This is a genomic window from Dissulfurispira sp. (assembly GCF_036745535.1).
Lineage (GTDB): Bacteria > Nitrospirota > Thermodesulfovibrionia > Thermodesulfovibrionales > Dissulfurispiraceae > Dissulfurispira.
In genome coordinates, this window is the sequence record NZ_DAIOFX010000017.1 from 1 (window position 1) to 22,386 (window position 22,386).

The following is a 22,386-nucleotide window of genomic DNA, read 5'->3' on the forward strand; positions in this document are numbered from 1 at the left end:
CTCCTTTTTACGTTTTTCATATCTCGTTTTTACCATAATAATACATTCTTCTGTGTTCGTAAAAAAAATAATACCAGCAGAAGCATTACACTTCCTGCTGGCCTATATTCTCCAAAATACCTGCTGTTCAGAGATATCCCACAGTGCACGAGGCAGTGTAAGATATTTCTATTAAAATATCATAAAAGGGCAGGATGGGTAAAGTCCTGTCCTTATATTTTGGAATGCAATAAAAATTCAGATTAATTGCGACTACGATTTAGTAGCCCATTTGATTATCTCATCGACCATTGCCTTTATGGTGGCCTCTTTCGGCGTTATGGAGACCTTTAATCCTGCCTTTTCTATGGCCTTTGCCGTAACAGGGCCTATAACGGCTATGGTTACATCTTTTAATATCTCTATTGCATCCTCGCCCATTATATCCACGAAATTATTGAAGGTAGCAGCGCTTGTAAATGTCGCCACAGAAATTCTTCCCTCTTTTAAAAATCTCTTTAATCTTTTGCCGTGCTTTTCAGGCTTGATTGCACGATATGCAGCAGGAGTGTCTATCTCTCCGCCAAGCTCTCTCACCTTCTGCGGGAATACTTCCCTTGCAACCTCTGCCCTCGGAAGAAGGAATTTCATTTCTTTCAGACTGTTGACTGTTGACTGTTGACTGAAGGCTTCTATTAGTCCTTCTGCAGTGAATTCTTCAGGAATTAAATCCACTTTGACACCGTAGTTTTTTATCGTTTCTGCAGTCTTTGTTCCGATAGCGCATATCCTGACGCCCTTTAAATCTCTAATGTCTCTCTCTTTATCGAGAAGCCTCTGCATGAAATATTTAAATCCATTTGCGCTTGTGAATATAATCCAGTTGTAGGTCTCTATTTTGTCTATCGACTCATCCAGTTCCTTGTAGCTTTCCGGCGGTACTGTCTCTATGGTTGGAAACTCGAATATCTCTGCCCCTAAATCTTCAAGAGGCTCATAATCCTTTGTATATTCCCTTGTGATCAAAATCCTCTGGCCGAAGAGGGGCTTGTTTTCATACCATTTCAATGTGTCCCTCAATTTGACCACATTTCCCACAACCATTACAGCAGGGGGCTTGATATTCTCTTCCTTAACAAGCCCTGCTATGTCTTTCAGGGTGCTGACCACTGTTTTCTGGTCAGGCCTTGTGCCCCATCTCACAACTGCTACAGGAGTATCAGGGGATTTTCCATGCTCTATAAGTTTTGATGTTATAGCACCGATATTTTTAACACCCATTAAAAAAACGAGGGTATCAAAGCCATTTGCGAACTTCGACCAGTCTATGGAGCTTTCAGGTTTTGTTATGTCTTCGTTGCCTGTAATAACTGCAAAGGATGAAGAATATTTCCTATGCGTTAATGGAATGCCTGCATATGCAGGTGCAGCAATGGAAGAACTGACACCGGGTATTACCTCAAACTCTATACCCTCATTTACAAGAACCTCTGCTTCTTCACCGCCCCTGCCGAATACAAAGGGATCGCCGCCCTTTAATCTGCATACGATTTTGCCTTCATTTGCCTTATTAACAAGCGCCTGATTTATCTCATCCTGCGTCATTGCGTGATGTCCACCCCTTTTGCCTGCATATATGAATTCGGCATCGTGATTGATGTAATTCAATATCTGGGCGTTGAGATGAAAATCATATACGACAGCCTCGGCCTTCTGAAGGCATTTCAGGCCTTTTACTGTCAAAAGCCCTACATCACCAGGGCCTGCGCCTATGAGATAGACCTTGCCTTTTTTCACCTGCCGTAGACCTCGTCCAGTATCTCTTTTGCACCTCTTGAAAGGAGGTCTTTTGCCAGCTTGATTCCGAGGTTTTCTGCATCATTCGGTGTGCCTTCTATACGGCCTTCTACAATCCTGTCTCCTGAAACGCTTCCTACAAGCCCGTCCATTACAACTCTGCCATCGATCAATCTTGCATATGCTGCGATTGGCACCTGACATCCGCCTTCGAGTTTCTTTAAGAACGCCCTCTCTGCCCTTACACAAATGGAAGTTTCGAGATGATTCAAAGGTGCGATTAGATTATTTATGAATTCATCCTTAATCCTGCATTCAATTCCAACTGCTCCCTGGCCTATGGCAGGAAGGCTTATTTCAGGTGGAAGGACTTCTGTAATCCTCTCTGACCATCCGAGTCTCTTAACACCTGCAGCAGCGAGGATTATCGCGTCAAACTGTCCTTCATCCAGCTTTCTCAACCTTGTATCGAGATTGCCCCTCAATTGCTCGATCTTTAAATCAGGCCTTATACTGAGCAACTGACATGAACGCCTGAGACTGCTTGTGCCGATAGTTGCACCCTGCGGCAGGTCTCTAAAATTTGGAATTTGAAATTTGAAATTTGAAATTCGTGATAGGAATGCATCCCTCGGGTCTTCTCTTTTTGTTATTACTGCGAGATGCAATCCTTCAGGAAAATCTGTGGGCACATCCTTCATACTGTGAACAGCTATATCTGCCTCACCTTTTAAGAGCGCTTCTTCTATCTCCTTTACGAAAAGCCCTTTCCCGCCTACTTTTGCGAGCGGCACATCCAAAATCTTGTCGCCAGTGGTCTTGATTTTATTAAGTTCAATCTCTAAGTCGGGATTTAATTTTTTTAGTTCAGACTTAATCCATTCAGCCTGCCATAGCGCGAGCTTGCTGCCACGAGTGCCTATAACGATTTTATTCTTCATTTTCATCTCCATTTATCCCATACAATTTTTTTATCATGGCTATCAGTTCATCCCTGTCCTCTGTGTCTTCTCTAAGCGCTGCTGTTGGAGGATGTATGAGTTTATTGATTATGGCTGTTGCCATATATTCCACAGCCTTTACTTTTTCATCGTCTAAATCAGGGAATTTATTTCTGAATTTCTCCATTTCTTCATTTTTGATCTCTTCTGCCTTCTGCCTTAAAGCCACAATAGTCGGGACCGAATCGAGGGATGACATCCACTTTGTGAATTTCTCGACATCCTCATCTATTATCTTTTCTGCCTTTTCAGCCTCTTTTTTCCTCTCGAGGATATTGGTGTCCACTACATCCTGAAGGTCATCCACGTCATAGAGGTATACGTTGTCTATTTTATTTATCTCAGGGTCTATATTTCTCGGCACAGAAATATCGATTATGAAAACCGGCTTTTGCTTTCTTTTCTTCATTACCTTTTGCATATGATCCTTTAAAAGGACATAGGTCGATGCGCCTGTTGAACAGATGACTATATCGGTGTGTATCAATTCATTTAAGAATTCTTCAAATTTTACCGCTTTTCCGTTAAACTCTTTTGCCAGTTCGCATCCGCGCTCGTATGTCCTGTTTGCCACTTTCACATCCGTTACGCCGTTGTTTACGAGATGGCGTGCTGCAAGCTCTGCCATTTCTCCTGCACCTAAGAGCATGAATGACTTTCCTGAAAGATCCGTGAATATCTTCTTTGCGAGCTCCACTGCTGCAAAGCTTATGGATACTGCATTTTCGGCAATTCTTGTCTCTGTCCTCACCCTTTTTGCAGTTGATATCGCCTTCTTCATTAACTTATTCAGAAGGACACCGGTCGTCTTTTTGCTGAGGGCAAAGTCAAAGGCGTCTTTAAGCTGGCCGAGGATCTGCGGCTCTCCCACAACCATGGAATCAAGGCTCGAACTGACCCTGAATATATGCTTTATGGCATCGGTATCGGTGTGAATATAAAGGGATTTCTCGAAATCGCTTCTTGCTATATTATGAAATCCTGAAAGGAAATTTTTAATATTCTCTATTGCTGAAGCCGTGTTGCTTACACAGGTATACAATTCCACCCTGTTGCACGTTGACAGTACTACAACCTCTTTTACCTCGGGGATTTTCTTTAAGCCAAAAACTCCCTCTTCAAGCTTAGGCCCGTTAAAGGCAAGCCTTTCTCTCGTTTCAACATTAGCTGTCTTATGATTCAGTCCTATAATGAGAATTTTCATGCGAATGCATGCAGACTCTTTAAAAGTAGATTAACGCCAAAGAATGTAAAAAGTATTGCCAAAAATCCGATTATGGACAGAATGGCTGCCCTCTTTCCCCTCCAGCCTGCAGTGAGCCTGACGTGAAGGACAAGGGCATAGATAAACCATGTTATGAGCGACCAGACCTCTTTGGGGTCCCATCTCCAGTAGCTACCCCATGCGCTTTCTGCCCATAGCGCTCCTGTAATTATGGCAAGGGTAAGGAGTGGAAATCCGATGGTAATAAGCCTGTAGTTTATCTCGTCAAGGACCTGAAGGCTCGGAAGTCTCTTGAAGAGATCGCCTAAATGCTTTGATTTCAGATAATGCTCCTGAAGCAGATACATTGTCCCGATGCCGCATGCCACTGCAAATGCTGCATTCCCTAAGAATGCCAGAAATGTGTGTACAGGAAGCCAGTAGCTCTGGAGCACCGGCGTAAGCGGGCGGATTTCCCTCGGAAAGACTGATGAAGAAAGCATAAGTATGAAGACTATGGGCAGGATGAACGAGCCCATTATGCCGATTTTATACCTGTATTCGAGGAAGAAGAATATAAGGACAATACACCAGGCAAAAAAGGACGATGCCTCATGCATGCTCGTTATCGGAAGGTGGCCTACTGCTATGTATCTGTAAATTATGCTTATTGAGTGGATTGCGAATCCTGCTCCGGTGATGAAGATCGTCAGCCTCGATGATTCCTTGCCGCCCTTGAATATGTCAACGATGCTTATAATTGTTGCTGCAAAATAAAAGGTAAGGGCCAATTCAAAAAGTACAGTACCCATCAGAAGCAGCCGAGCTCGCAATTCTTTATTTTTATTTTCAGTTCATTGGCAGTCTTGCCGACTTCTTTGTAAGGAACCCCCAGTTCTTCGGCGATTGTCCTTGCATCGCTGCATGTAATCCTGCCTTCAGCAGACCGTGTCTTTAAAATATTCTCGATTTCTTTTTTCTTCGCTGTCATCTCTATGCAGTGTATCAATTCATGTATGTTTTTTGACGAGTAATGCGACGACCCTTTTTCAATAACAATGTCAGCTTGTTTCAGTATTCTCCGGGCTGAGGGCTTAATATTCTCCTTAGAAACATCAGCTATAAATGCTACAACATCCGGCTTTAAAAACTCAATTGCGCTGTTGCCCTCAATGATTATGCCGTCGAGATGGGAGAGCCTGTCAATTGCCATTGGCAGGACTTCATTGATCTCATTTGCAGGCGATTGAACCCATAAAACTTCTTCTGCTCCTGCATCAAGTAGCCTTTTGGTGTCTTTGTCTTCCTGGCTGAGAATACTTTTGTCGTCTATGATGGATGAATAAAAGGCTGTCTTTGTGTATTTTATGGCTCCGATTTTTGGTGAGTGGGTGAATGGGTAGATGGGTGGATGGGTTTTCAGATATTTTAAAATTGCAACTGCTATGGTTGTCTTGCCTGCACCGCTGTGAGCGCCTCCAATGCCGATAAGAAAGGGTTGCTTCATGTATTATGCTTCGCTTGCCGTCTCCTCTTTTTTTATCTCTTCTTTGTAATCGCAGCCTTTATTCAGGCAGACATGAAATACCTCTCCGGCCTTGTTCCACTTTTCGACAAGGAATGATGCACTGCATTTTGGGCATTGTTTTGGCACAGGCTTATACCACATCGCAAACTTGCATTCCGGATAATTGCTGCAGCTCCAGAATGCCTTTCCTCTTTTCGATCTTCTCTCCACAATGTCTCCGCCATCCAGAGGACATTTTACCCTTGTCGAAATAGGCTTTGTATTTTTACATTCAGGGTACTTTGAACACGCAAGGAACTTCCCGAATCTCCCGCTCTTTATGACCATTGGAGCGCCGCATTTTTCGCATATCTCCTCTGTCACGGTCTGCTCTGCGACCTGTTTGCCGTTGCCGCCTTCCAATGGTCTTGTGTTTTTGCACTGCGGATAGCCTGTACATGCAAGGAACCTTCCATGCCTTCCCCATTTTATGGCCATTGGGGAACCGCATTTTTCGCAAACCTCTTCTGTTGGGATATCCTGTGGTTTTACTTTTCCTTTGTCTTTTGATGCCTCTGACAGATTACGGCTGAAGGGTTTGTAAAAATCTTTAACTACCTTGACCCACTTCATCTTTGCATTCTCAATTTCATCGAGTTCGTCTTCCATCTTTGCAGTAAATCCTATGTCTATCAGTTCAGGAAATTTCTCAACAAGAAGGTCGTTCACAACAATTCCGAGTTCTGTAGGCATAAAACGCCTGTCCTCATTTTTTTCCACATATTTCCTGTCCTGAATTGTGGACAGTATTGCTGCATAAGTACTCGGTCTTCCGATGCCCTTTTCCTCAAGGGCCTTTACAAGAGTAGCCTCTGTATATCTCGGCGGAGGCTGCGTGAAATGCTGTACCGGCTTTATCTCCTGTTGTTTGAGGATGTCATTCTCCTTCATGGAAGGCAGGATTCCGCCTTCTTCTTCCTCTATTTCGTCTTTGCTTTCCGTGTACAATGCCATAAATCCTGGAAATCTGATAACAGTACCCGATGCCCTGAGTTCTGTACCTTTGACCGTGGGGGAGATTACATCTCCCCCACGAGCCCCCTCTCTTAACTCTATAATATAGGTCGTCTGCTCCAGTTGCGCTGGGGCCATCTGGCTTGCGATGAACCTGTTCCATATAAGGGTATAAAGGTTATACTGGTCTTTGGATAAAAACTTTTTTACAGCCTCCGGAGATTTGTCTGGATATGTCGGCCTTATTGCTTCGTGGGCTTCCTGTGCGCTCCCCTTGCTTTTGTAATGGGGCGGTTTTTCAGGGATGTAATCCTTTCCTAATTTTTTCTCTATCAAGTCCCTTGCCCATTCCTGTGCCTCAGGAGCTATGCGGAAGGAGTCTGTTCTCATGTATGTAATAAGGCCCACTGAGCCTTCATCTCCAAGCTCTATTCCCTCATAAAGCTGCTGTGCTATCATCATGGTCTTTTTTGCAGCGAATCTGAGCCTGCGTGCTGCCTCCTGCTGCAAGGTGCTTGTAATAAACGGCGGGGAAGGAGATCTTTTCCTCAGTTTCTTTTCTATTTTGGAGAGGTAGAATTCCTTGTCATTAATTTCATCCGCAATCTGCTGTGCGGCCTCTGCGTTGGTAATGAGAAAACGCTTTCCCTCTTCGGCATCACGGTTGATGACAAGGGAGTCGTTGTATTTGTAGAGTCTTGCCCAAAATTGTGTCCCCTCTGTTTTAGGAGACAAAAGGGCCTCTATTGTCCAGTATTCCTCTTTGTTGAATGACTCGATTTCCCTTTCTCTGTCTACTATAAGCTTTACTGCAACGGACTGAACCCTTCCCGCGCTTAATCCCCTTCTGACTTTTCTCCAGAGAAACGGGCTGAGGTTATAACCCACAAGCCTGTCGAGGATTCTGCGGGCCTGTTGCGCCTCGACCTTATTAATGTCAATTTCGCCGGGATTTTGTATAGCCTCTTTTACTGCACGCTCTGTTATTTCATGGAATGTAATCCGATAAATCTTTTTAGCATTCCTGGGCGGCTTTACTTCTTCTGCGATATGATATGCGATGGCCTCTCCCTCCCTGTCAGGGTCTGTTGCTATGTATATCTTTTCTGCCTTTTTCGCCTCGCTTTTCAGTTCCTTTATTACCTTTTCCTTGCCCGGAATGATTTCATAATATGGCTCGAAATTTTTGTCGACATCCACTCCAAGCTTTTTTTTGGGAAGGTCCTTTATATGGCCGATGGATGCCTTAACGCCGAACTCTTTGCCCAGTATTTTATTGATGGTCTTTGCCTTTGCAGGCGACTCTACTATAACAAGGGATTTCAATTTTTCAAGTCCTCCATTAGTTCCATGTTATCTGCCTTCCCCTTCCGAATATGAAGGCATATATCTCTTCGGTATCAAGTTCCGTTTCCTTCATCAGGACATACGAAAGAAGCGCCCTTATGGTGTCCAGTTCTGCATCATCGATGTACTGCGACAACTCAAGGGTCAAAAGCTCTTCCTTTACCGTTAGAAAATCTATGTCGAAGACGCTGATCTTTTTCAGTGCGTCATCCGCATCATAGCCCTTTTCTATAAGATCCTTTGCGAGCATTCGCAATATGTCTATAAATCTTTTTGCCAATCTTTTCCTCCTACAATATATAAAATCTCTTGCCTTCGGATTGTTTTACTATGCCCTTTATTTCGAGGCCGAGCAGTATTCCCAGTACTCTTCCAGCCTGCATTCCTGCTTCCCTCGAAATTATGTCTATATGCTTTGGCTCGCTGCCCAAAATATTACATATTGCCTTTTCTTCATCGTTTATTTCAAGTCCATTCAGATTTATGGGCAGATTTACCGAAAGACTTTCTCCTGAGAGACCATTTGCAGAGCCTCTAAGACCTTTAAGGTGGGGCGCTATGTCTTCGAGTATGTCTTCAGCCTTTTGCACTAATTTTGCGCCCTTTTTGATAAGTTCATGCGTGCCCTCGGAATTCGCCGACGTTATGCTTCCCGGTACGGCAAACACATCCTTTCCCTGATCTAACGCACAGCCTGCAGTTATGAGAGAGCCGCTCCTTGCTGCAGCCTCGACAACGAGCACTCCGAGGGAAAGCCCGCTTATCAGCCTGTTTCTTTGCGGAAAGTTTTTTTTGTTTGGAGGAGTTCCCATAGGGAATTCGCTTATAACGCACCCCTTCTCCGACAACTCATCAAACAACCCCTTGTTTTCAGGAGGATAGGGGTTGTCAAGACCCGAGCCAAGCACTGCTATGCTCCTGCCATTTGCCTTTAATGCGCTTTTGTGTGATATTGCGTCTATGCCGCGTGCCATTCCGCTTACTATGGTAATGCCGCATAAAGCGAGCTCAGATGCAATTGTTTCTGTAATTTTTTTTCCGTAAGGCGTCATATTGCGCGAGCCTACTATCGCAACTGCATATTTATCTTTTTTTATAAAGCTGCCCTTGACATAAAGTATTACAGGCGAGTCGTCAATATATCTCAGGCTTTCGGGATATTCCTCATCGGTATATCTGATTATTCTGACATTATGCCTGTTGATCTCATTGATCTCTTTTTCGACCTCATCCCATGAGTTGAATTCAGAGATGCCATTTATCTTAGAGCCATTTATTCCCTCCACGTCTTTTAGCTCATTTGGGCTTGCCTCGAATACTCTTTGGGGCGTCCGGAAAGCGGAAAGCAGCCGTTTTGCCGTTACCGGGCCGATATCTTTTATAAGGGTTAGAGCAAGCCAATATTTAAGATCATCACATGACATTTGACTTTTAACTTTCGAGAATCTTTTTCACTTTCAGCCGCAGCGCATTCAGCTTAATGAATCCTTCCGCATCCTTCTGGTTGTATATCTTTTCTGCCTCAAAGGTTGCCAGTTCAGGATGATAGAGTGATTTTGGGGATTTCCTGCCTACAACAATGCAGTTTCCTTTATATAGCTTTAACCTTACCGTACCTGTAACATTTTTTTGAATGGAATCTATTGCTGTCTGGAGCATTTCCCTTTCTGGTGAAAACCAGTAGCCGTAATAAATCAGTTCTGCATATTTTGGAATAAGCGAGTCCCTGAGATGCAAGACCTCCCTGTCAAGTGTGATGGATTCCAGTGCCCTGTGGGCTATATGAAGGACAGTGCCTGCAGGCGTCTCATAAACACCCCTTGATTTAATTCCCACATATCTGTTTTCCACTATGTCTATCCTTCCGATGCCGTTGTCTCCTGCGAGTTTATTGAGTCTTTCAAAAAGATCGACAGGCGAAAGGAATTCTCCATTTATGCCTACCGGATTCCCTTTTTCATAATGAATGTCTATATATAGATGCTTATCAGGCGCTTTTTCAGGAGATACCATCATGGTGTACATATCTATCGGCGGTTCTGACCAAGGGTCTTCCAGTATTCCACCTTCATAACTGATGTGGAAGATATTCCTGTCTGTGCTGTAGGGCTTTTCCTTTGTGGCAGGCACAGGTATTCCGTGCTTTTCAGCATATTCTATCAGCGACTGCCTTGAATCGAAAGACCATTCGCGCCATGGAGATATGACCGTTATATCCGGCTTAAGGGCATAATATGTGAGCTCAAACCTTACCTGATCATTACCTTTGCCTGTTGCTCCGTGCGCTACGGCATCTGCGTTTTCTTTTATTGCTATGTCGATCTGCTTTTTTGCTATGAGCGGTCTTGCTATGGATGTGCCGAGCATATAAGTGCCTTCGTAGATGGCATTTGCCCTGAGCATCGGGAATATGTAATTCTTTACAAACTCCTCCCTTAAGTCCTCCACATAAGCCTTTGAAGCCCCCGTATTAATGGCCTTTTCTTTTACGGCGTTCAAATCCTCACCCTGACCGAGGTCTGCACAGAAGGCTATGACCTCTGCATTATATGTCTCTATAAGCCATTTTATAACAATGGATGTATCAAGACCGCCTGAATATGCCAGTACAACCCTCTTTGCCATCTCATTCCTCCAAGTTTAGTTCATCTGTGATCCAGCAATAAGGATAAGTCTCTTTCGTTCAGAAGCTCTGTTTTGACAGTTCTAATGCTCCTTACGCTACAGCCGCAAAACTCACCCTTCGGGTTCAAACACTTGCGGCTGTTTAACGCTCCAGTCGCAAAGAACTGTTACCAAAACATCGCTATTCACTTCAGAGACCCATCCTTATCGCTGGATTTGGTTCATAGTTCCTTGTTCACCGTTCATCTTTTAGCGCAATTTTATTTTTAAAATGAACGATGGACTAATTTATTCACCTTATCATAAATTTGGCTTTAAAGTGAAGTGTAGTATAATATTTCCATGAAAATCCAGCACTATTCCTTCGGAAGGATAACCATTGACGGAAAAACATATACATCTGATGTGATTATATATCCGGACAGGGTCAATTCATCGTGGTGGAGGAAGGAAGGCCATTTTTTACAGATGGATGATTTAAGGGAAGTGCTGGATGCACGGCCTGAAGTCATTATCATCGGGACAGGCTATTCTGGTGTTATGAGGGTTTCGGATGAGGTTATAAGCAATCTTAAATCGATGAAAATAGATGTGCATGTAGCAAGGACAACAGATGCTGTAAATTTGTTTAATGAATTATCCGGGAAAAGAAAAACAATAGCCTGCCTTCACCTTACGTGCTGACAAACCTACTTTTTGATTGTAAACCTGAAGATGCCGTTTTCTTCTTTTGTGCTTATCAGTTCAAGTCCGAGTCTTCTGCAGAGGCCGGAAATGTCTGTTTTTGAATTTTTGTCATTGGATATTACCTCGATAATCTGGCCTGCCTTCATAAGGTCAAGGGCATTTTTGGTCTTCATGATATGCATCGGGCAGTGAAGCCCCTTAAGGTCTAAAACAACATCAGGCTTAATGGACATGGATTATAGTTAACATATTGTAAACAAAGAATTCTATTGCACATGGGCGTGCTGCGCACGCCCATAAACCGCAAGGGGGACTTTGTCCCCCTTGCGAAATCCCCCTGAAAATTCTTTACTGACACCCCTATACAAAAAATTTAGCTTATTTCATCTTCTTCGCAAATTCCTCTGCTGAAATGGCTGGCAGCGTGAGAAGCTCTACCGACCCCCTTGCCCCAAGTTCCACAGACATCTTCATGACCGTCTCATTATCTGGCGCTTCTATAATATTTACAAAATCATATGGCCCTAAGACCGCGAACTGCTCTTTAACCTTTACACCCATTGCCTCCAGTTCCTTGTTGACCTCAAACATCCTTTCCGGTTTTTCCTTGATTGTCTTTCTCCCTTCATCCGTCAATTTGCTGAGAATTACATAGTAAGCCATGGCTTCCCTCCTTTTTATATATTCTTAATTTTCTTATACACCTTAATGTGAAGGTTGTCAATTGGAAATAAAAAGGGCAGTCTTTCGGACTGCCCCTCTATGAACTGATTTGGAGATAGTTTAACAGCCTGCAGCCTTTTTGAAGTATGTGGCTACATTCTTGCCGTCTTTGACTACGTATTTGACTTTTACGTCATCGTCTATGCTGATCCTGCCGTTTTTTAACTTGTTAAGCGTTTCTTCGTCTTCAACGACAATAATTACATTCTTTCCATCTTCTGTAGCCACTACAGCGGTTTTGGCATCCGCATTGATGCTCTTAACCTTTCCCTTGATGGATACCTTTTCCTCTGCCATTGCAACGCCTGTGAGCATTGCCATGCAGAAGATTGCCAATACTGCGAGTATTATCGCCTTTGATGTCTTCATTTTCTCCTCCTATTTTTGCTGGCAGTCTTTTTAACGGGCTTGCTGGTTTCTTCTGCTACAGCAGCGCCGTTTTCAAATCTGCCGCCAACCCTCATCGGGTCTCCTTTATAGCCCAATGCCTGCCAGTCGAGTCTTTTGCCTTCCATGTGGCAGTCCTTGCATTTTAGTGCCTGCTCTTTTGGAGTCACCTCATGATTTATACTGCCATAGAATGCGGTAGAGACGAACTCGTACTTGCCGCTGTATGATAGTCCAGAGCCCTTTGCACCTTCGGCAAGGCCCTTCTCCCAGTTGTAATGACTCCATACGCCTTTGTATGTCTGAGGAATCAGGAGATATTTGTTGACCGAATCCATGGGCTGTTTGCCTGTATGGACCTTGAATGGATAGATCTTTGAATTTTTGTCTTTGATATCACCAGTGGGTTTTGAGATGTATACAGTTTTTGTAGTATCTTTGATTTTGTCTCCTTTCAGGTATCTCTCTACCTGTCCATCGTACCATGCATATGTAGGAACAACATTCATTCCCCACGTAAAGTGTCCTTTATGCTTTGCATATGTCTCTTTGCCGAACTGTTCTTCAGGGTCTATGTCTTTGCCAACTGTCGACCAATCCCAGCTCATCTTTGTAGCCTGTCCCTTTGCAAAAAACGGGATGTGGCATGTCTGGCATGCAACAGTTTTTTCATGTCTTGAAAGGACCTTGTTCACCATAGAATCTTTATGAGGATTTCTATGGCAGTCTTCGCAGCTTACCCTTCCGTCATTTGTTGCAAGGAAAGTGGATGCTCCTGAGATTTTGTGATTCTTTGTTACATGGCATGCCTGACAGCTCATGTCCGCAGCGCCGCCCATGTGGATATCATGATCCCTTTTAGGTTTGCTGAGAGTGGTATCGAGGTCTCCGTGCTTAACTGCATCTCCTCCTCCGCCATTGAAGTGGCATACGCCGCAGTTGTCCCTGTTAGGAATACCGACGCTCTGTGCTGCCTTTGTAAGGGACATCTTGCCCTGTTCGATCAATTTGCGGTCAGGCTCTCCTGCGATTCCTTTCTTGTAATTGCCGTCTTTTGCATGACAGATAAGACAGTCGATCTTGGTCTTGTCTTTGAAGTCGAATGAGTTGTCCCTCCATCCGTAGCTCGGATGACATTTTGAGCAGAATTCCTGATTTGCACACTTGTCTCCGCCTTCAATGGAGATGCAGAAGTTATTAATCAGGAGACCCATCCTTATCGCTGGATCACAGTTATTATTAACTTGAATAGATACAGACGGTTCGTATAAATTAATGTCATGGAAAATATCAGAATTCCCAGGATAATGAAGGAAACCTCAAAGAGGCACCTGCACAATGGCAAGACGATAGGTTTTGTCCCTACAATGGGCGCCCTGCATGAAGGCCATCTCAGCCTCGTGAAAAGAGCAAAGAGCGAGAATGATATTGTTGTCGTGAGCATATTCGTAAATCCTGCACAATTCGGGCCAAAGGAAGATTTTGACAGATATCCGAGGGACATGGAAGGGGACATGGAAAAACTGAAAAGAGAAGGTGCGGATATCCTGTTCATGCCGGATGCCAGGGCCATGTATCCAGACGGGTTCTCTTCATATATAACAGTAAAGGACTTATCAGATAAACTATGCGGAGTTTTCAGGCCGGGACATTTCACAGGCGTAGCAACAGTGGTGTGTAAGCTCTTTAATATAGTAAAACCTGTAGCAGCATATTTCGGCCAGAAAGATTTTCAACAGGCAGCCATTATTAAGAGGATGGTGGAAGACCTGAATATGGATGTGGATTTAATTATCTGCCCGACTTTCAGGGAACCAGATGGTCTTGCAATGAGTTCGAGGAATGTGTACCTGAGCCATGAAGAGAGGAGGGCGGCAGCCGTTATTTACAAGACCCTGCTTTCTGCATCACAGATGATAAAATCAGGTGAATCAAATCCGGTGGATGTCAGGAAACAGATGCATGATACGCTTGAGGCAGAGCCGCTCATTTCTGAAATACAGTATGCAGGGGTTTATGATACTAATACCCTCGATGAGTTAAATGAGTTCAAAAAGCAGAACCTTCTTGCAGTAGCGGTAAAAATCGGCAGCACGCGGCTGATTGATAATATGATAGTGGAGTTTTAACCCACACTCACCTGTTTCTGCTGCTCGAACATTTCGATAATTTCGTTTACCGTATTTGCATCTTCGGGATTTTTGTCGAACCTTATAAAACCGGTTGATCTCGGAAATCTCAGGGCATAACCGATTCCATCCTTGTCCTTTCCTGCTGTATGGGCAGGAGAGCGTGTAATCTCGTCGGCCATAACAGTAATAACATATCTGGGTTCAACCCATACATCGGCATCGATTGCAGAATCAACCCTCGGATGTTTATGTTTGAGGGCTATTTCATCGAGCATCTTTTTCAGCTCAAAGAATTCATCCTCTTTAAATCCAGAGCCTATCTTGCTTATGGTTTTAAACGTATCTGTCTCAGGCTCATAAACTGCACCTAAAAGTGCGCCCACGCCGAATTTTGCCCTTGCACCTTTTCCTCTGAAATATCCGACAATGCATACATCTATGGTGTCTGCCAGTCCCCCTTTGTAACTTCTTTTAAGCTTGATCCAGTTGAAGTTCCTTGAACCGGCAGAGTAGGGGGCGTCAAGCCTTTTAGCCACGACCCCTTCAAGTCCCCGTTCAATAGTGTCTTCAAAGTATTTAAATATTCTGGATGGGTCGTCTGTTATAAACATCTCCGAAGGCTCGATAATCTCATTTCTCCTAATTATCTCCTCAAGTTTTTTTCTCCTTTCAGAGAAAGACTTTTCTGTGTAATCAACACCGTCCAGATAGAGCAAATCAAAGACAAAGAATTTTAACGGAAGCTCTTTTGACAGTTCCTTTATACCGTGTTTCCTTTTTCTCTGAATTGTTACCTGAAATGGGAATAGTTCTCCGGTGCCTTCATTATATGCAAGTGCTTCTCCTTCGATAATCGCCTTTTTTGCATTTATGTATTTTTTCATGGCCATCGTAATTTCAGGGAACATGTGGGTGGTTCTTTCGAGATTCCTTGAAAATAGTTCCACATTCTCATCATCCTTATGACACTGGACCCTGAATCCGTCATACTTTGCCTCTATTGCCGCTCTGCCTATTTTCTGGATTATATCTTCTGATGATGAAAGCCTTTCGCAAAGGGCCATCCTTATGGGATAACCAACCTGAACCTTGAATTTTTTTACGCCTTCTATGCCTTTGTCTATAAGTGTTTTAGCAACAAGACCTAAATCAGAGCACAGATTATATGCCCTTTCGAGTTCGGGCCTCAGTTCACGATTTCCGATGCTTAGGGCAAGGGCCTCCAGCACCGTGGGGTCTCCTATCCCGAGCCTTAATCTCCCTATGACAAACCTCGCAATGTATTTTGCCTCTATTGGAGAAACACCTTTAAATAGATTTGAAAGAAGGCTTATTTTTTTCTCTACACTTCCAGCACCGCCTGTCTGTGCAATGTCCATGAGTTCTCCATAAACCTGCTTCACGGTAAGGTCATAGCCTTTTCTCTTATTAAGCTCCTCTGCTGTCCTTCCCATGTCGCCTGTGTGCCTGAAGGTCTGTTCTACTTTTTGGGTTGGCGTATTTGTTGCATCTGATATTGCCCGTATAATAAGCTTTTCCGATATGCCTATTTCGAGGCCGTGAAACGGTGGCACAAGCTGCCCCTGGCTCAAATAGATTATCTTGTCTATATCCTCGCCGGATGCCTCTTTAAAAAGCCCTGCAAGGATATCGAACATCTCAAGACGCTTTGTGGTCTCCTCAAGCCTTTCAAAATATTCGCATAGTTTTTTAAATTTCATTTGGGAATCCAGACCCTTCCTTTATCTATTATATGTTCCACAATCCATCCCCTTCTGTGAAGCTCCCTTGCTATCCAGCGCCTGTGGCACTTCCACGGAAACCTCTCAGCGCATATTATAACAGCATTATTATTGACAGACTCTTCGAGCTTATCAATCCCGTGTTTAAAATCTTCTGTTTCTGTATATGCCTCGTATCCGCCTTTTCTGAATCCGCCGAGTTCAACGCCGAGAAAGACATAGGATATTCCTTCTCTCTCTAAAAGGTCTTGCAGGTATTCTTTATTGAATATTTGCAGCTTGCTTTTTGGAAAGCGTCTGACATCGATGACGGTTTTTATATCATAAACGAGGAGGATTTCTATGAAATCCTCCTCGTTCTTTCTGCTTGTCCCGAGAGTATATATTTTTTTCAAAGCTTCCTGAAATCCGTTCCCTTCGGAATGACCACTATGCCGTTCGGGCTCACATGAAATTTTTTCCTGTCTTCATTCAGATTGTATCCGATTACCGTTTCAGGGGGGATATATACATCCTTGTCAATGATTGTCCTTTTTATTTTTGCATATCTCCCTATCTCCACATTTTCCATGAGGATGGATTCTTTTACAGAGGCCCAGCTGTTTATCCTGACATTTGGAGACAGGATCGAACTCTGCACCCTTCCGCCGCTAACGATGCACCCATCGCAGACGATGGAATCCAGCGATATTCCGAGCCTTCCGCCTTTCTGCTCCTGTGCAAATACGAATTTGGCAGGCGGGTACTGGCATTGATATGTCCTTATGGGCCAGTCCTTATCATAGAGGTTTAATAACGGATCCACAGAAACGAGATCCATATTGGCTTCCCAGTAGGCGTCTATGGTCCCTACGTCCCTCCAGTATTTTGCCTCTTTCTTATTTTCATCCCTGAAATTATATGCAAAGAGTTTGTTTGATTTAAGCATATCAGGTATTATGTTCTTGCCGAAGTCATGGGCAGACGTCTTTGCAGCATCTATCTTCAGCTCTTCTACTATTGCCTCTGTATTGAATATATAAACGCCCATGGATGCAAGACACTGGTTTGGATTTCCGGGTATTGTCTTCGGTTTTTTTGGTTTTTCCTCAAAACCTATGATTCTCCATTCGCTGTCAACTTCCATGATGCCGAAGGAGGATGCGATCTTCTTATCCACCTCTATTGCTGCAACTGTTCCGATTGCCTTTTTTTCTATATGAAAGGCGAGCATTTCTGAATAGTCCATTTTGTATATATGGTCTCCTGACAGGATGAGCAGATAGAGAGGCTTTTCCTTTTCAATAAAATAGATATTCTGATATACGGCATCTGCTGTTCCTGTATACCAGCTTTCACTTACCCTTTGTTGCGGCGGAATGGAGATGATAAACTCATCCAGTTCCGGATTAAAGAGGTTTTGCCATCCCAGTGCAAGATGCCTGTCAAGGGAAAGGGATTTGTACTGTGTAATTACTGCTATTTTCTTTATATCAGAGTTGATGCAATTGCTGAGGGTGAAGTCTATGATCCTGTACTTACCGCCGAAGGGGACAGCAGGCTTTGCCCTGTGAATGGTCATGGGATGCAGACGTTCTCCCTTGCCTCCGGCAAGTATGATGGCAAGCACATCCTTCATGTCGGTTCTTTTTATCGTCCTTTCCATGACAAGAAAAAATATAACAGGAAAAGCGTTATGTGTCAATGAAAGTGCATGGACAAAAATGACTGGAAAATGGGGTCGGTTCTCTGCTACAATGATAGCCGACTTTTTCATCGGGGGACAAAGATATGAATGGACATACAGCACTAATAACAGGCGGAGGCCGGGGCATCGGCAAGGCCATAGCAGAATCACTTGCAAGGCGCGGGGTGAATATCGTTGTTGTTGATGTAAATATAGACATCGCAAAAGAAACATCCTCGGAGCTGGAGAAAATAGGCATAAAGAGCATTGCACTAAAGGCGGATGTCTCAAATTCATCGGATGTGGCTGCCATTTTTGAAAACGCTGTTAAGGAATTCGGCAAGGTCGAGATACTTGTCAACAATGCAGGAATTACAAGGGACGGCCTTTTGCTCAGGATGAAAGAGGAAGACTGGGATGCTGTGATGAATATCAACCTGAAGGGGACTTTCCTTTGTTCAAAGGAAGCTGTTAAAGTTATGTCAAAGCAGCGCTACGGCAGGATCATCAATATCGCCTCTGTTGTAGCATTTATGGGCAATCCTGGACAGGCTAACTACAGCGCTTCCAAGGCAGGAATTGTTGGCCTGACAAAGACCATTGCAAAGGAATATGCGAGCAGGGGGATTACAGTGAATGCCGTTGCGCCCGGCTTTATTACGACAGCCATGACAGATGCACTGCCTGAAAATGTAAGGCAGGAGATGCTCAAGACTATTCCCATGAATAAATTCGGTACTGTGGACGATGTCGCCAGTGCAGTTGCATTCTTTGCATTGCCCGAATCGGGCTATGTAACAGGTCAGGTGATACACGTAAACGGCGGAATGTATATGTAAGCAGGCAATGGGCAATAGGTTATAGGTATAATTTTATTTTTATGGCTTATAGCCTATAGCCTAAATAATAAAACGGAGGCAATAATGGTAGACGAAAAAGTAAAGGAGATCATATCGAAGCAGCTTGGCGTTGACCAATCAGAGGTAACACCGGAGGCATCATTCGTTGAAGACCTCGGTGCAGACTCCCTTGATACCGTTGAGCTCGTTATGGCATTCGAAGAGGCATTCAATATCGAGATACCTGACGAGGATGCAGAGAAGATAGCAAAGGTCAAAGACGCAATAGATTACATCAAGAATAAAGTAGGATGATAGAGAAAAGAAGGGTAGTAGTCACAGGGCTTGGTCTTGTAACGCCCCTTGGAATAGGTGTGGAGGCTTCATGGAAGTCTGCCATTGAAGGCAGGTCAGGGATAGTCCCTATAACGCAGTTTGATGCCTCTCAGATGCCTGTGCGTATTGCCGGTGAGGTTAAAGGATTTGACCCCGCCCCATATATCGAGGCAAAAGAGATAAAAAAGATGGACAGGTTTATCCATTTTGCCATGGCTGCTGCCACAATGGCTGTTGAGGATTCGGGACTGAAGATTACCGATGAGAATGCCGAAAGGATCGGTGTCATTATCGGTGCCGGCATGGGAGGTCTTCCGGCCATTGAGCATTACCACAAGATATATCTCGAAAAGGGATACAGAAGGATATCCCCCTTCTTTATCCCTATGCTCATTATCAACCTTGCATCAGGCAATGTATCCATAAAATTCGGTGCAAAGGGACCCAATTCTGCTGCTGTCACGGCTTGCGCAACAGGCAGCCATTCCATCGGCGATTCATTTAAGATAATCCAGCGTGGCGATGCCGATGTAATGATTGCAGGCGGAACCGAGTCTGTTATAACTCCTCTCGGAGTCGGCGGATTTGCTGCCATGAAGGCATTGTCAACAAGAAATGATGAGCCCGAAAAGGCAAGCAGACCATTTGATGCAGAAAGGGACGGTTTTGTCATGGGAGAAGGCTCAGGAGTAATAATCCTTGAAAGCCTCGAAAGCGCCCTTAATAGAGGGGCAAAGATATATGCTGAGATTATAGGCTACGGGATGTCCAGCGATGCCTATCACATTACAACTCCGGCCCCTGAAGGAGAGGGCGCTGCACGTTGCATGAGGGCGGCTTTAAAGGATGCCCGGATTGAACCGGAAAGGGTAAATTATATCAATGCACATGGAACATCGACAAAGTATGGAGATGAGCTGGAGACAGCGGCAATTAAAACGGTCTTTGGCGAACACGCATATAAGTTATGCGTAAGCTCAACAAAATCCATGACAGGACATCTCCTCGGCGCAGCAGGCGGAGTGGAAGCGATTTTCTCCATATTGAGCATCTATAACAACATCGTGCCTCCGACAATAAACCTCGAAAATCCCGACCCCGAATGCGACCTCGACTATGCACCCAATAGGGCAAAACAGATGGATGTCGAGTGCGCAATGTCCAACTCATTCGGTTTTGGTGGAACCAATGCCTGCCTATTATTCAAAAGATATAGAGGGGCTTGAGGACCTTTTAGGGTATCGCTTTAGCAATAAGGATTTATTGGTAGATGCCCTCACGCACAAATCATACCATCATGAGAATCCGGACGAAGCTCCCCGCTACAATGAAAGGCTCGAGTTTCTCGGCGACTCTGTTTTAGGTCTTGTTATTGCTGAGTCCCTTTTCCTTAACGATATCCCGTTAACAGAGGCAGACATGTCGAAGATGAAATCCTACCTGGTAAAGGAGTCGGTGCTTTTTGAGACAGCCGCAAGGCTTTCACTCGGAAAATATCTGAGGCTCGGCAGGGGAGAGGAATCAACAGGAGGCCGCCACAAGAGGTCCATACTCTCTGATGCCGTGGAAGCCTTATTTGGAGCCATGTTTTTAGACAGCGATTATGGGACTGCAAAGTCTGTGATATTAAGGCTTTTCAGCGATAAGATTGATAGTATAATCTCCAAAAAAGAGGGGTATGATTTCAAGAGCGAATTGCAGGAGAAAAGCCAGAGTCTCTTTGGCGTCCTGCCCGAATACAGGATTGTAAAACAGGAAGGGGAAGAACACAAAAAGGTCTTCACTGCAGAGGTTTATATAAACGGTCGGTTGTATGGTGAAGGCACAGGAAAGAGCAAGAAAGATGCCCAGATGTCTGCCGCAAAAGAGGCGCTGGAAAAGTTAGAAAATAAGTAAATGTCCCTGTACAAAAGGCATTTTTGAGCAAAGGCCTCTTGCATCAGAGATAAAAATATGTTAAAAACTGTAATAAATTAAACAAGGGGGGACGATATGAGCATAAAAGGAAGTAAATATTTCATTATAATATTGCTTATTATAACTTTTGCAGTGAATATCTCTGCAGAAACAAGTCCTCCAGCTAATGATTATATTGGCAAAAATCCACTATATGCACAATTAGAAAAAGTAGATGGAAAATATATTATCACAAAAATTAGTAACACTGAACATTTAATATTTAAATTGAATGACTTATCGCATAAATTTGATACTAAAAAGTATGAGTGTGTGTTTTCATATGGAAAGTTAGTTAGCGGGCCAGCTGATAAATGTAAAGACAATGAAAATGTGTTTAGAAAAGTAAAAGCAAACGTTGCAAAAACAGGGGCTATTACTATTTTGACATTGGGTATGAGTGCAATTTCAGGAGGTACATACCATGACAGTATTTTTGATAGTGAAGCATATAATAAGGCAGTTGAAGAAGGTCTAAACAGGAGCAACATAAATAGACAACAACTATTAGCAGAATATGATAATTTTATGGACTCGATAAATGCATTGAGAAGTCAATATTCAAGCGAGTATGAGAGTTATCTAAAAAACAATATAAAAATTGTTCACCAGATTCAGGACGAATCAGGTTTTTATAAGAATGATGTTAACTTGTTGTCATTATACTCCGTAAATAAAAACCATATTCCACAAGCGATAGAAATAGCATTTAATCCTTCAGTTGAATCATATAAAACAGTTTTTAATGAGTTATTAAAGTCATATGAAGACAGGCTTAAAAGCATAACATCAAATTATCAAATGCATTTTAGAAATAGCCAAAAGATTGGAGATTATACGGTAGAAATAGTTGCAACGTCTAATATTCCTTATAAAAAAGATGAGACTCAAAATATTCCTGTAATCTTTACTATCCGCTCAAAAGATTTTAAGAACATATATCCTAAGTACATAAATGAAGATAATGCATTGCGAATAGAGTTTGACGGGAAGAAAATAAATTTTGTCAATAAAACTGATAATTTTATACAGGTAAAGTCCATATCGGTATATTACAATGCAGAGATTTCTAACTTTAATTTAGGAGATAAGGCAATAGAACTGCCACCGCAAGCATCCACCAAAGATCCCTTACTGATAGATATATATACTACCGCTGAGATTAAGAAGATGGCCAACTATGCTAATGCTATCAAAGGAATAGCAGTAACACAAAATTTATCATTTGGGTTTGCAATTAAGTATAGATTGATTGAACAGAATATAGATAAGACATTGTATAAACAAAATAAATATAATCTCTACGATGTTCTTACCGGTACTTATAGAGTTGATGAGAATCAGCAAAAAGTTATAGGTGAACAAGAAACACAAAAAAGTAGTTCTAAAGAATCCAGAAATGTTAATATTCAACATAAAAAATATAAATAAAAGTTATGTTAAG

23 protein-coding genes are annotated in these 22,386 nt (G+C 43.1%); 7 read left to right on the forward strand and 16 right to left on the reverse strand.

Going from position 1 to position 22,386, the window contains the following annotated elements; genetic code table 11:
• Window positions 1-252 precede the first annotated feature (252 nt).
• Genes cobA through V7L97_RS04945 form a run of 9 tightly spaced genes read right to left on the reverse strand, consistent with a single transcriptional unit; the run spans window position 253 to window position 10,474 of the window.
• Window positions 253-1,776, reverse strand: a complete 1,524-nt coding sequence (gene cobA / locus V7L97_RS04905; RefSeq protein WP_333653831.1) for a uroporphyrinogen-III C-methyltransferase — start codon at window positions 1,774-1,776, stop codon at window positions 253-255.
• A complete protein-coding gene (hemC, locus tag V7L97_RS04910) occupies window positions 1,773-2,717 on the reverse strand; it encodes a hydroxymethylbilane synthase (RefSeq protein ID WP_333653833.1) in 945 nt (314 codons plus the stop codon). The genes cobA and hemC overlap by 4 nt, the downstream gene beginning before the upstream one ends.
• Complete coding sequence (hemA, locus tag V7L97_RS04915) at window positions 2,707-3,981, reverse strand: glutamyl-tRNA reductase (RefSeq protein WP_333653834.1); 1,275 nt, start codon at window positions 3,979-3,981, stop codon at window positions 2,707-2,709. Before hemA ends, hemC begins: the two co-directional genes overlap by 11 nt.
• On the reverse strand, window positions 3,978-4,793 hold the full coding sequence (gene ccsB / locus V7L97_RS04920) for a c-type cytochrome biogenesis protein CcsB (RefSeq protein ID WP_333653836.1): 816 nt from the start codon (window positions 4,791-4,793) through the stop codon (window positions 3,978-3,980). Before ccsB ends, hemA begins: the two co-directional genes overlap by 4 nt.
• Complete coding sequence (locus V7L97_RS04925; protein ID WP_333653837.1) at window positions 4,793-5,488, reverse strand: hypothetical protein; 696 nt, start codon at window positions 5,486-5,488, stop codon at window positions 4,793-4,795. The genes ccsB and V7L97_RS04925 overlap by 1 nt, the downstream gene beginning before the upstream one ends.
• Window positions 5,489-5,491: 3 nt before the next feature.
• Window positions 5,492-7,828: a type I DNA topoisomerase gene (gene topA, locus V7L97_RS04930; RefSeq protein WP_333653838.1), complete on the reverse strand. Its 2,337-nt coding sequence runs from the start codon at window positions 7,826-7,828 to the stop codon at window positions 5,492-5,494.
• Between the two features lie 16 nt (window positions 7,829-7,844).
• Window positions 7,845-8,129, reverse strand: coding sequence for a hypothetical protein (locus tag V7L97_RS04935; RefSeq protein ID WP_333653840.1), 285 nt, complete (start codon window positions 8,127-8,129; stop codon window positions 7,845-7,847).
• Between the two features lie 10 nt (window positions 8,130-8,139).
• A complete protein-coding gene (gene dprA, locus V7L97_RS04940) occupies window positions 8,140-9,273 on the reverse strand; it encodes a DNA-processing protein DprA (protein WP_333653842.1) in 1,134 nt (377 codons plus the stop codon).
• Window positions 9,274-9,280: 7 nt separating this feature from the next.
• Window positions 9,281-10,474 carry an argininosuccinate synthase gene (locus tag V7L97_RS04945; RefSeq protein ID WP_333653844.1) on the reverse strand — a complete coding sequence of 398 codons (1,194 nt, stop codon included), beginning with the start codon at window positions 10,472-10,474 and terminating at the stop codon, window positions 9,281-9,283.
• A gap of 342 nt (window positions 10,475-10,816) precedes the next feature.
• On the opposite strand from V7L97_RS04945, the gene V7L97_RS04950 reads away from it, so the two are divergent.
• The gene (locus tag V7L97_RS04950; protein WP_333653845.1) at window positions 10,817-11,158 is read left to right on the forward strand and encodes an Mth938-like domain-containing protein; all 342 of its coding nucleotides are present in this window, start codon (window positions 10,817-10,819) and stop codon (window positions 11,156-11,158) included.
• Window positions 11,159-11,163: 5 nt separating this feature from the next.
• Here the strand turns inward: V7L97_RS04950 and V7L97_RS04955 are convergent, their stop codons facing one another.
• From V7L97_RS04955 to V7L97_RS04970, 4 genes are all read right to left on the reverse strand, one after another.
• Window positions 11,164-11,394, reverse strand: a complete 231-nt coding sequence (locus V7L97_RS04955) for a sulfurtransferase TusA family protein (RefSeq protein ID WP_333653846.1) — start codon at window positions 11,392-11,394, stop codon at window positions 11,164-11,166.
• Window positions 11,395-11,539: 145 nt separating this feature from the next.
• A complete protein-coding gene (locus V7L97_RS04960) occupies window positions 11,540-11,824 on the reverse strand; it encodes a GYD domain-containing protein (RefSeq protein ID WP_333653848.1) in 285 nt (94 codons plus the stop codon).
• 120 nt (window positions 11,825-11,944) lie between these two features.
• Window positions 11,945-12,253: a hypothetical protein gene (locus V7L97_RS04965; protein ID WP_333653849.1), complete on the reverse strand. Its 309-nt coding sequence runs from the start codon at window positions 12,251-12,253 to the stop codon at window positions 11,945-11,947.
• Entirely contained in the window at window positions 12,250-13,485 is a 1,236-nt protein-coding gene (locus V7L97_RS04970; protein WP_333653851.1) for a tetrathionate reductase family octaheme c-type cytochrome, read from the reverse strand. The genes V7L97_RS04965 and V7L97_RS04970 overlap by 4 nt, the downstream gene beginning before the upstream one ends.
• A 66-nt stretch (window positions 13,486-13,551) precedes the next feature.
• Between V7L97_RS04970 and panC the strand changes: the two genes are divergently transcribed.
• Window positions 13,552-14,400, forward strand: coding sequence for a pantoate--beta-alanine ligase (gene panC, locus V7L97_RS04975; protein ID WP_333653853.1), 849 nt, complete (start codon window positions 13,552-13,554; stop codon window positions 14,398-14,400).
• Here the strand turns inward: panC and V7L97_RS04980 are convergent.
• The 3 genes from V7L97_RS04980 to glgC are packed head-to-tail and all read right to left on the reverse strand — an operon-like array spanning window position 14,397 to window position 17,790.
• A complete protein-coding gene (locus tag V7L97_RS04980) occupies window positions 14,397-16,124 on the reverse strand; it encodes an ATP-dependent DNA ligase (protein WP_333653854.1) in 1,728 nt (575 codons plus the stop codon). The genes panC and V7L97_RS04980 overlap by 4 nt on opposite strands.
• On the reverse strand, window positions 16,121-16,540 hold the full coding sequence (locus V7L97_RS04985; protein WP_333653855.1) for a DUF488 domain-containing protein: 420 nt from the start codon (window positions 16,538-16,540) through the stop codon (window positions 16,121-16,123). Before V7L97_RS04985 ends, V7L97_RS04980 begins: the two co-directional genes overlap by 4 nt.
• Complete coding sequence (gene glgC, locus V7L97_RS04990) at window positions 16,537-17,790, reverse strand: glucose-1-phosphate adenylyltransferase (RefSeq protein WP_333653857.1); 1,254 nt, start codon at window positions 17,788-17,790, stop codon at window positions 16,537-16,539. Before glgC ends, V7L97_RS04985 begins: the two co-directional genes overlap by 4 nt.
• Before the next feature lie 125 nt (window positions 17,791-17,915).
• Here glgC and fabG point away from each other — a divergent pair, with 125 nt between their 5' ends.
• The 5 genes from fabG to V7L97_RS05015 all read left to right on the forward strand — a co-directional run bounded on the left by fabG (window position 17,916) and on the right by V7L97_RS05015 (window position 22,373).
• On the forward strand, window positions 17,916-18,650 hold the full coding sequence (gene fabG / locus V7L97_RS04995; RefSeq protein ID WP_333653859.1) for a 3-oxoacyl-[acyl-carrier-protein] reductase: 735 nt from the start codon (window positions 17,916-17,918) through the stop codon (window positions 18,648-18,650).
• 84 nt (window positions 18,651-18,734) lie between these two features.
• Window positions 18,735-18,965 (forward strand): acyl carrier protein, encoded by a 231-nt coding sequence (acpP, locus tag V7L97_RS05000; protein WP_333653860.1) that lies wholly within the window; start codon window positions 18,735-18,737, stop codon window positions 18,963-18,965.
• A complete protein-coding gene (gene fabF / locus V7L97_RS05005) occupies window positions 18,962-20,212 on the forward strand; it encodes a beta-ketoacyl-ACP synthase II (protein ID WP_333653862.1) in 1,251 nt (416 codons plus the stop codon). The genes acpP and fabF overlap by 4 nt, the downstream gene beginning before the upstream one ends.
• Window positions 20,175-20,882, forward strand: a complete 708-nt coding sequence (gene rnc / locus V7L97_RS05010) for a ribonuclease III (protein ID WP_333653864.1) — start codon at window positions 20,175-20,177, stop codon at window positions 20,880-20,882. The genes fabF and rnc overlap by 38 nt, the downstream gene beginning before the upstream one ends.
• 96 nt (window positions 20,883-20,978) lie before the next feature.
• A complete protein-coding gene (locus V7L97_RS05015) occupies window positions 20,979-22,373 on the forward strand; it encodes a hypothetical protein (RefSeq protein ID WP_333653865.1) in 1,395 nt (464 codons plus the stop codon).
• Window positions 22,374-22,386: the final 13 nt, after the last annotated feature.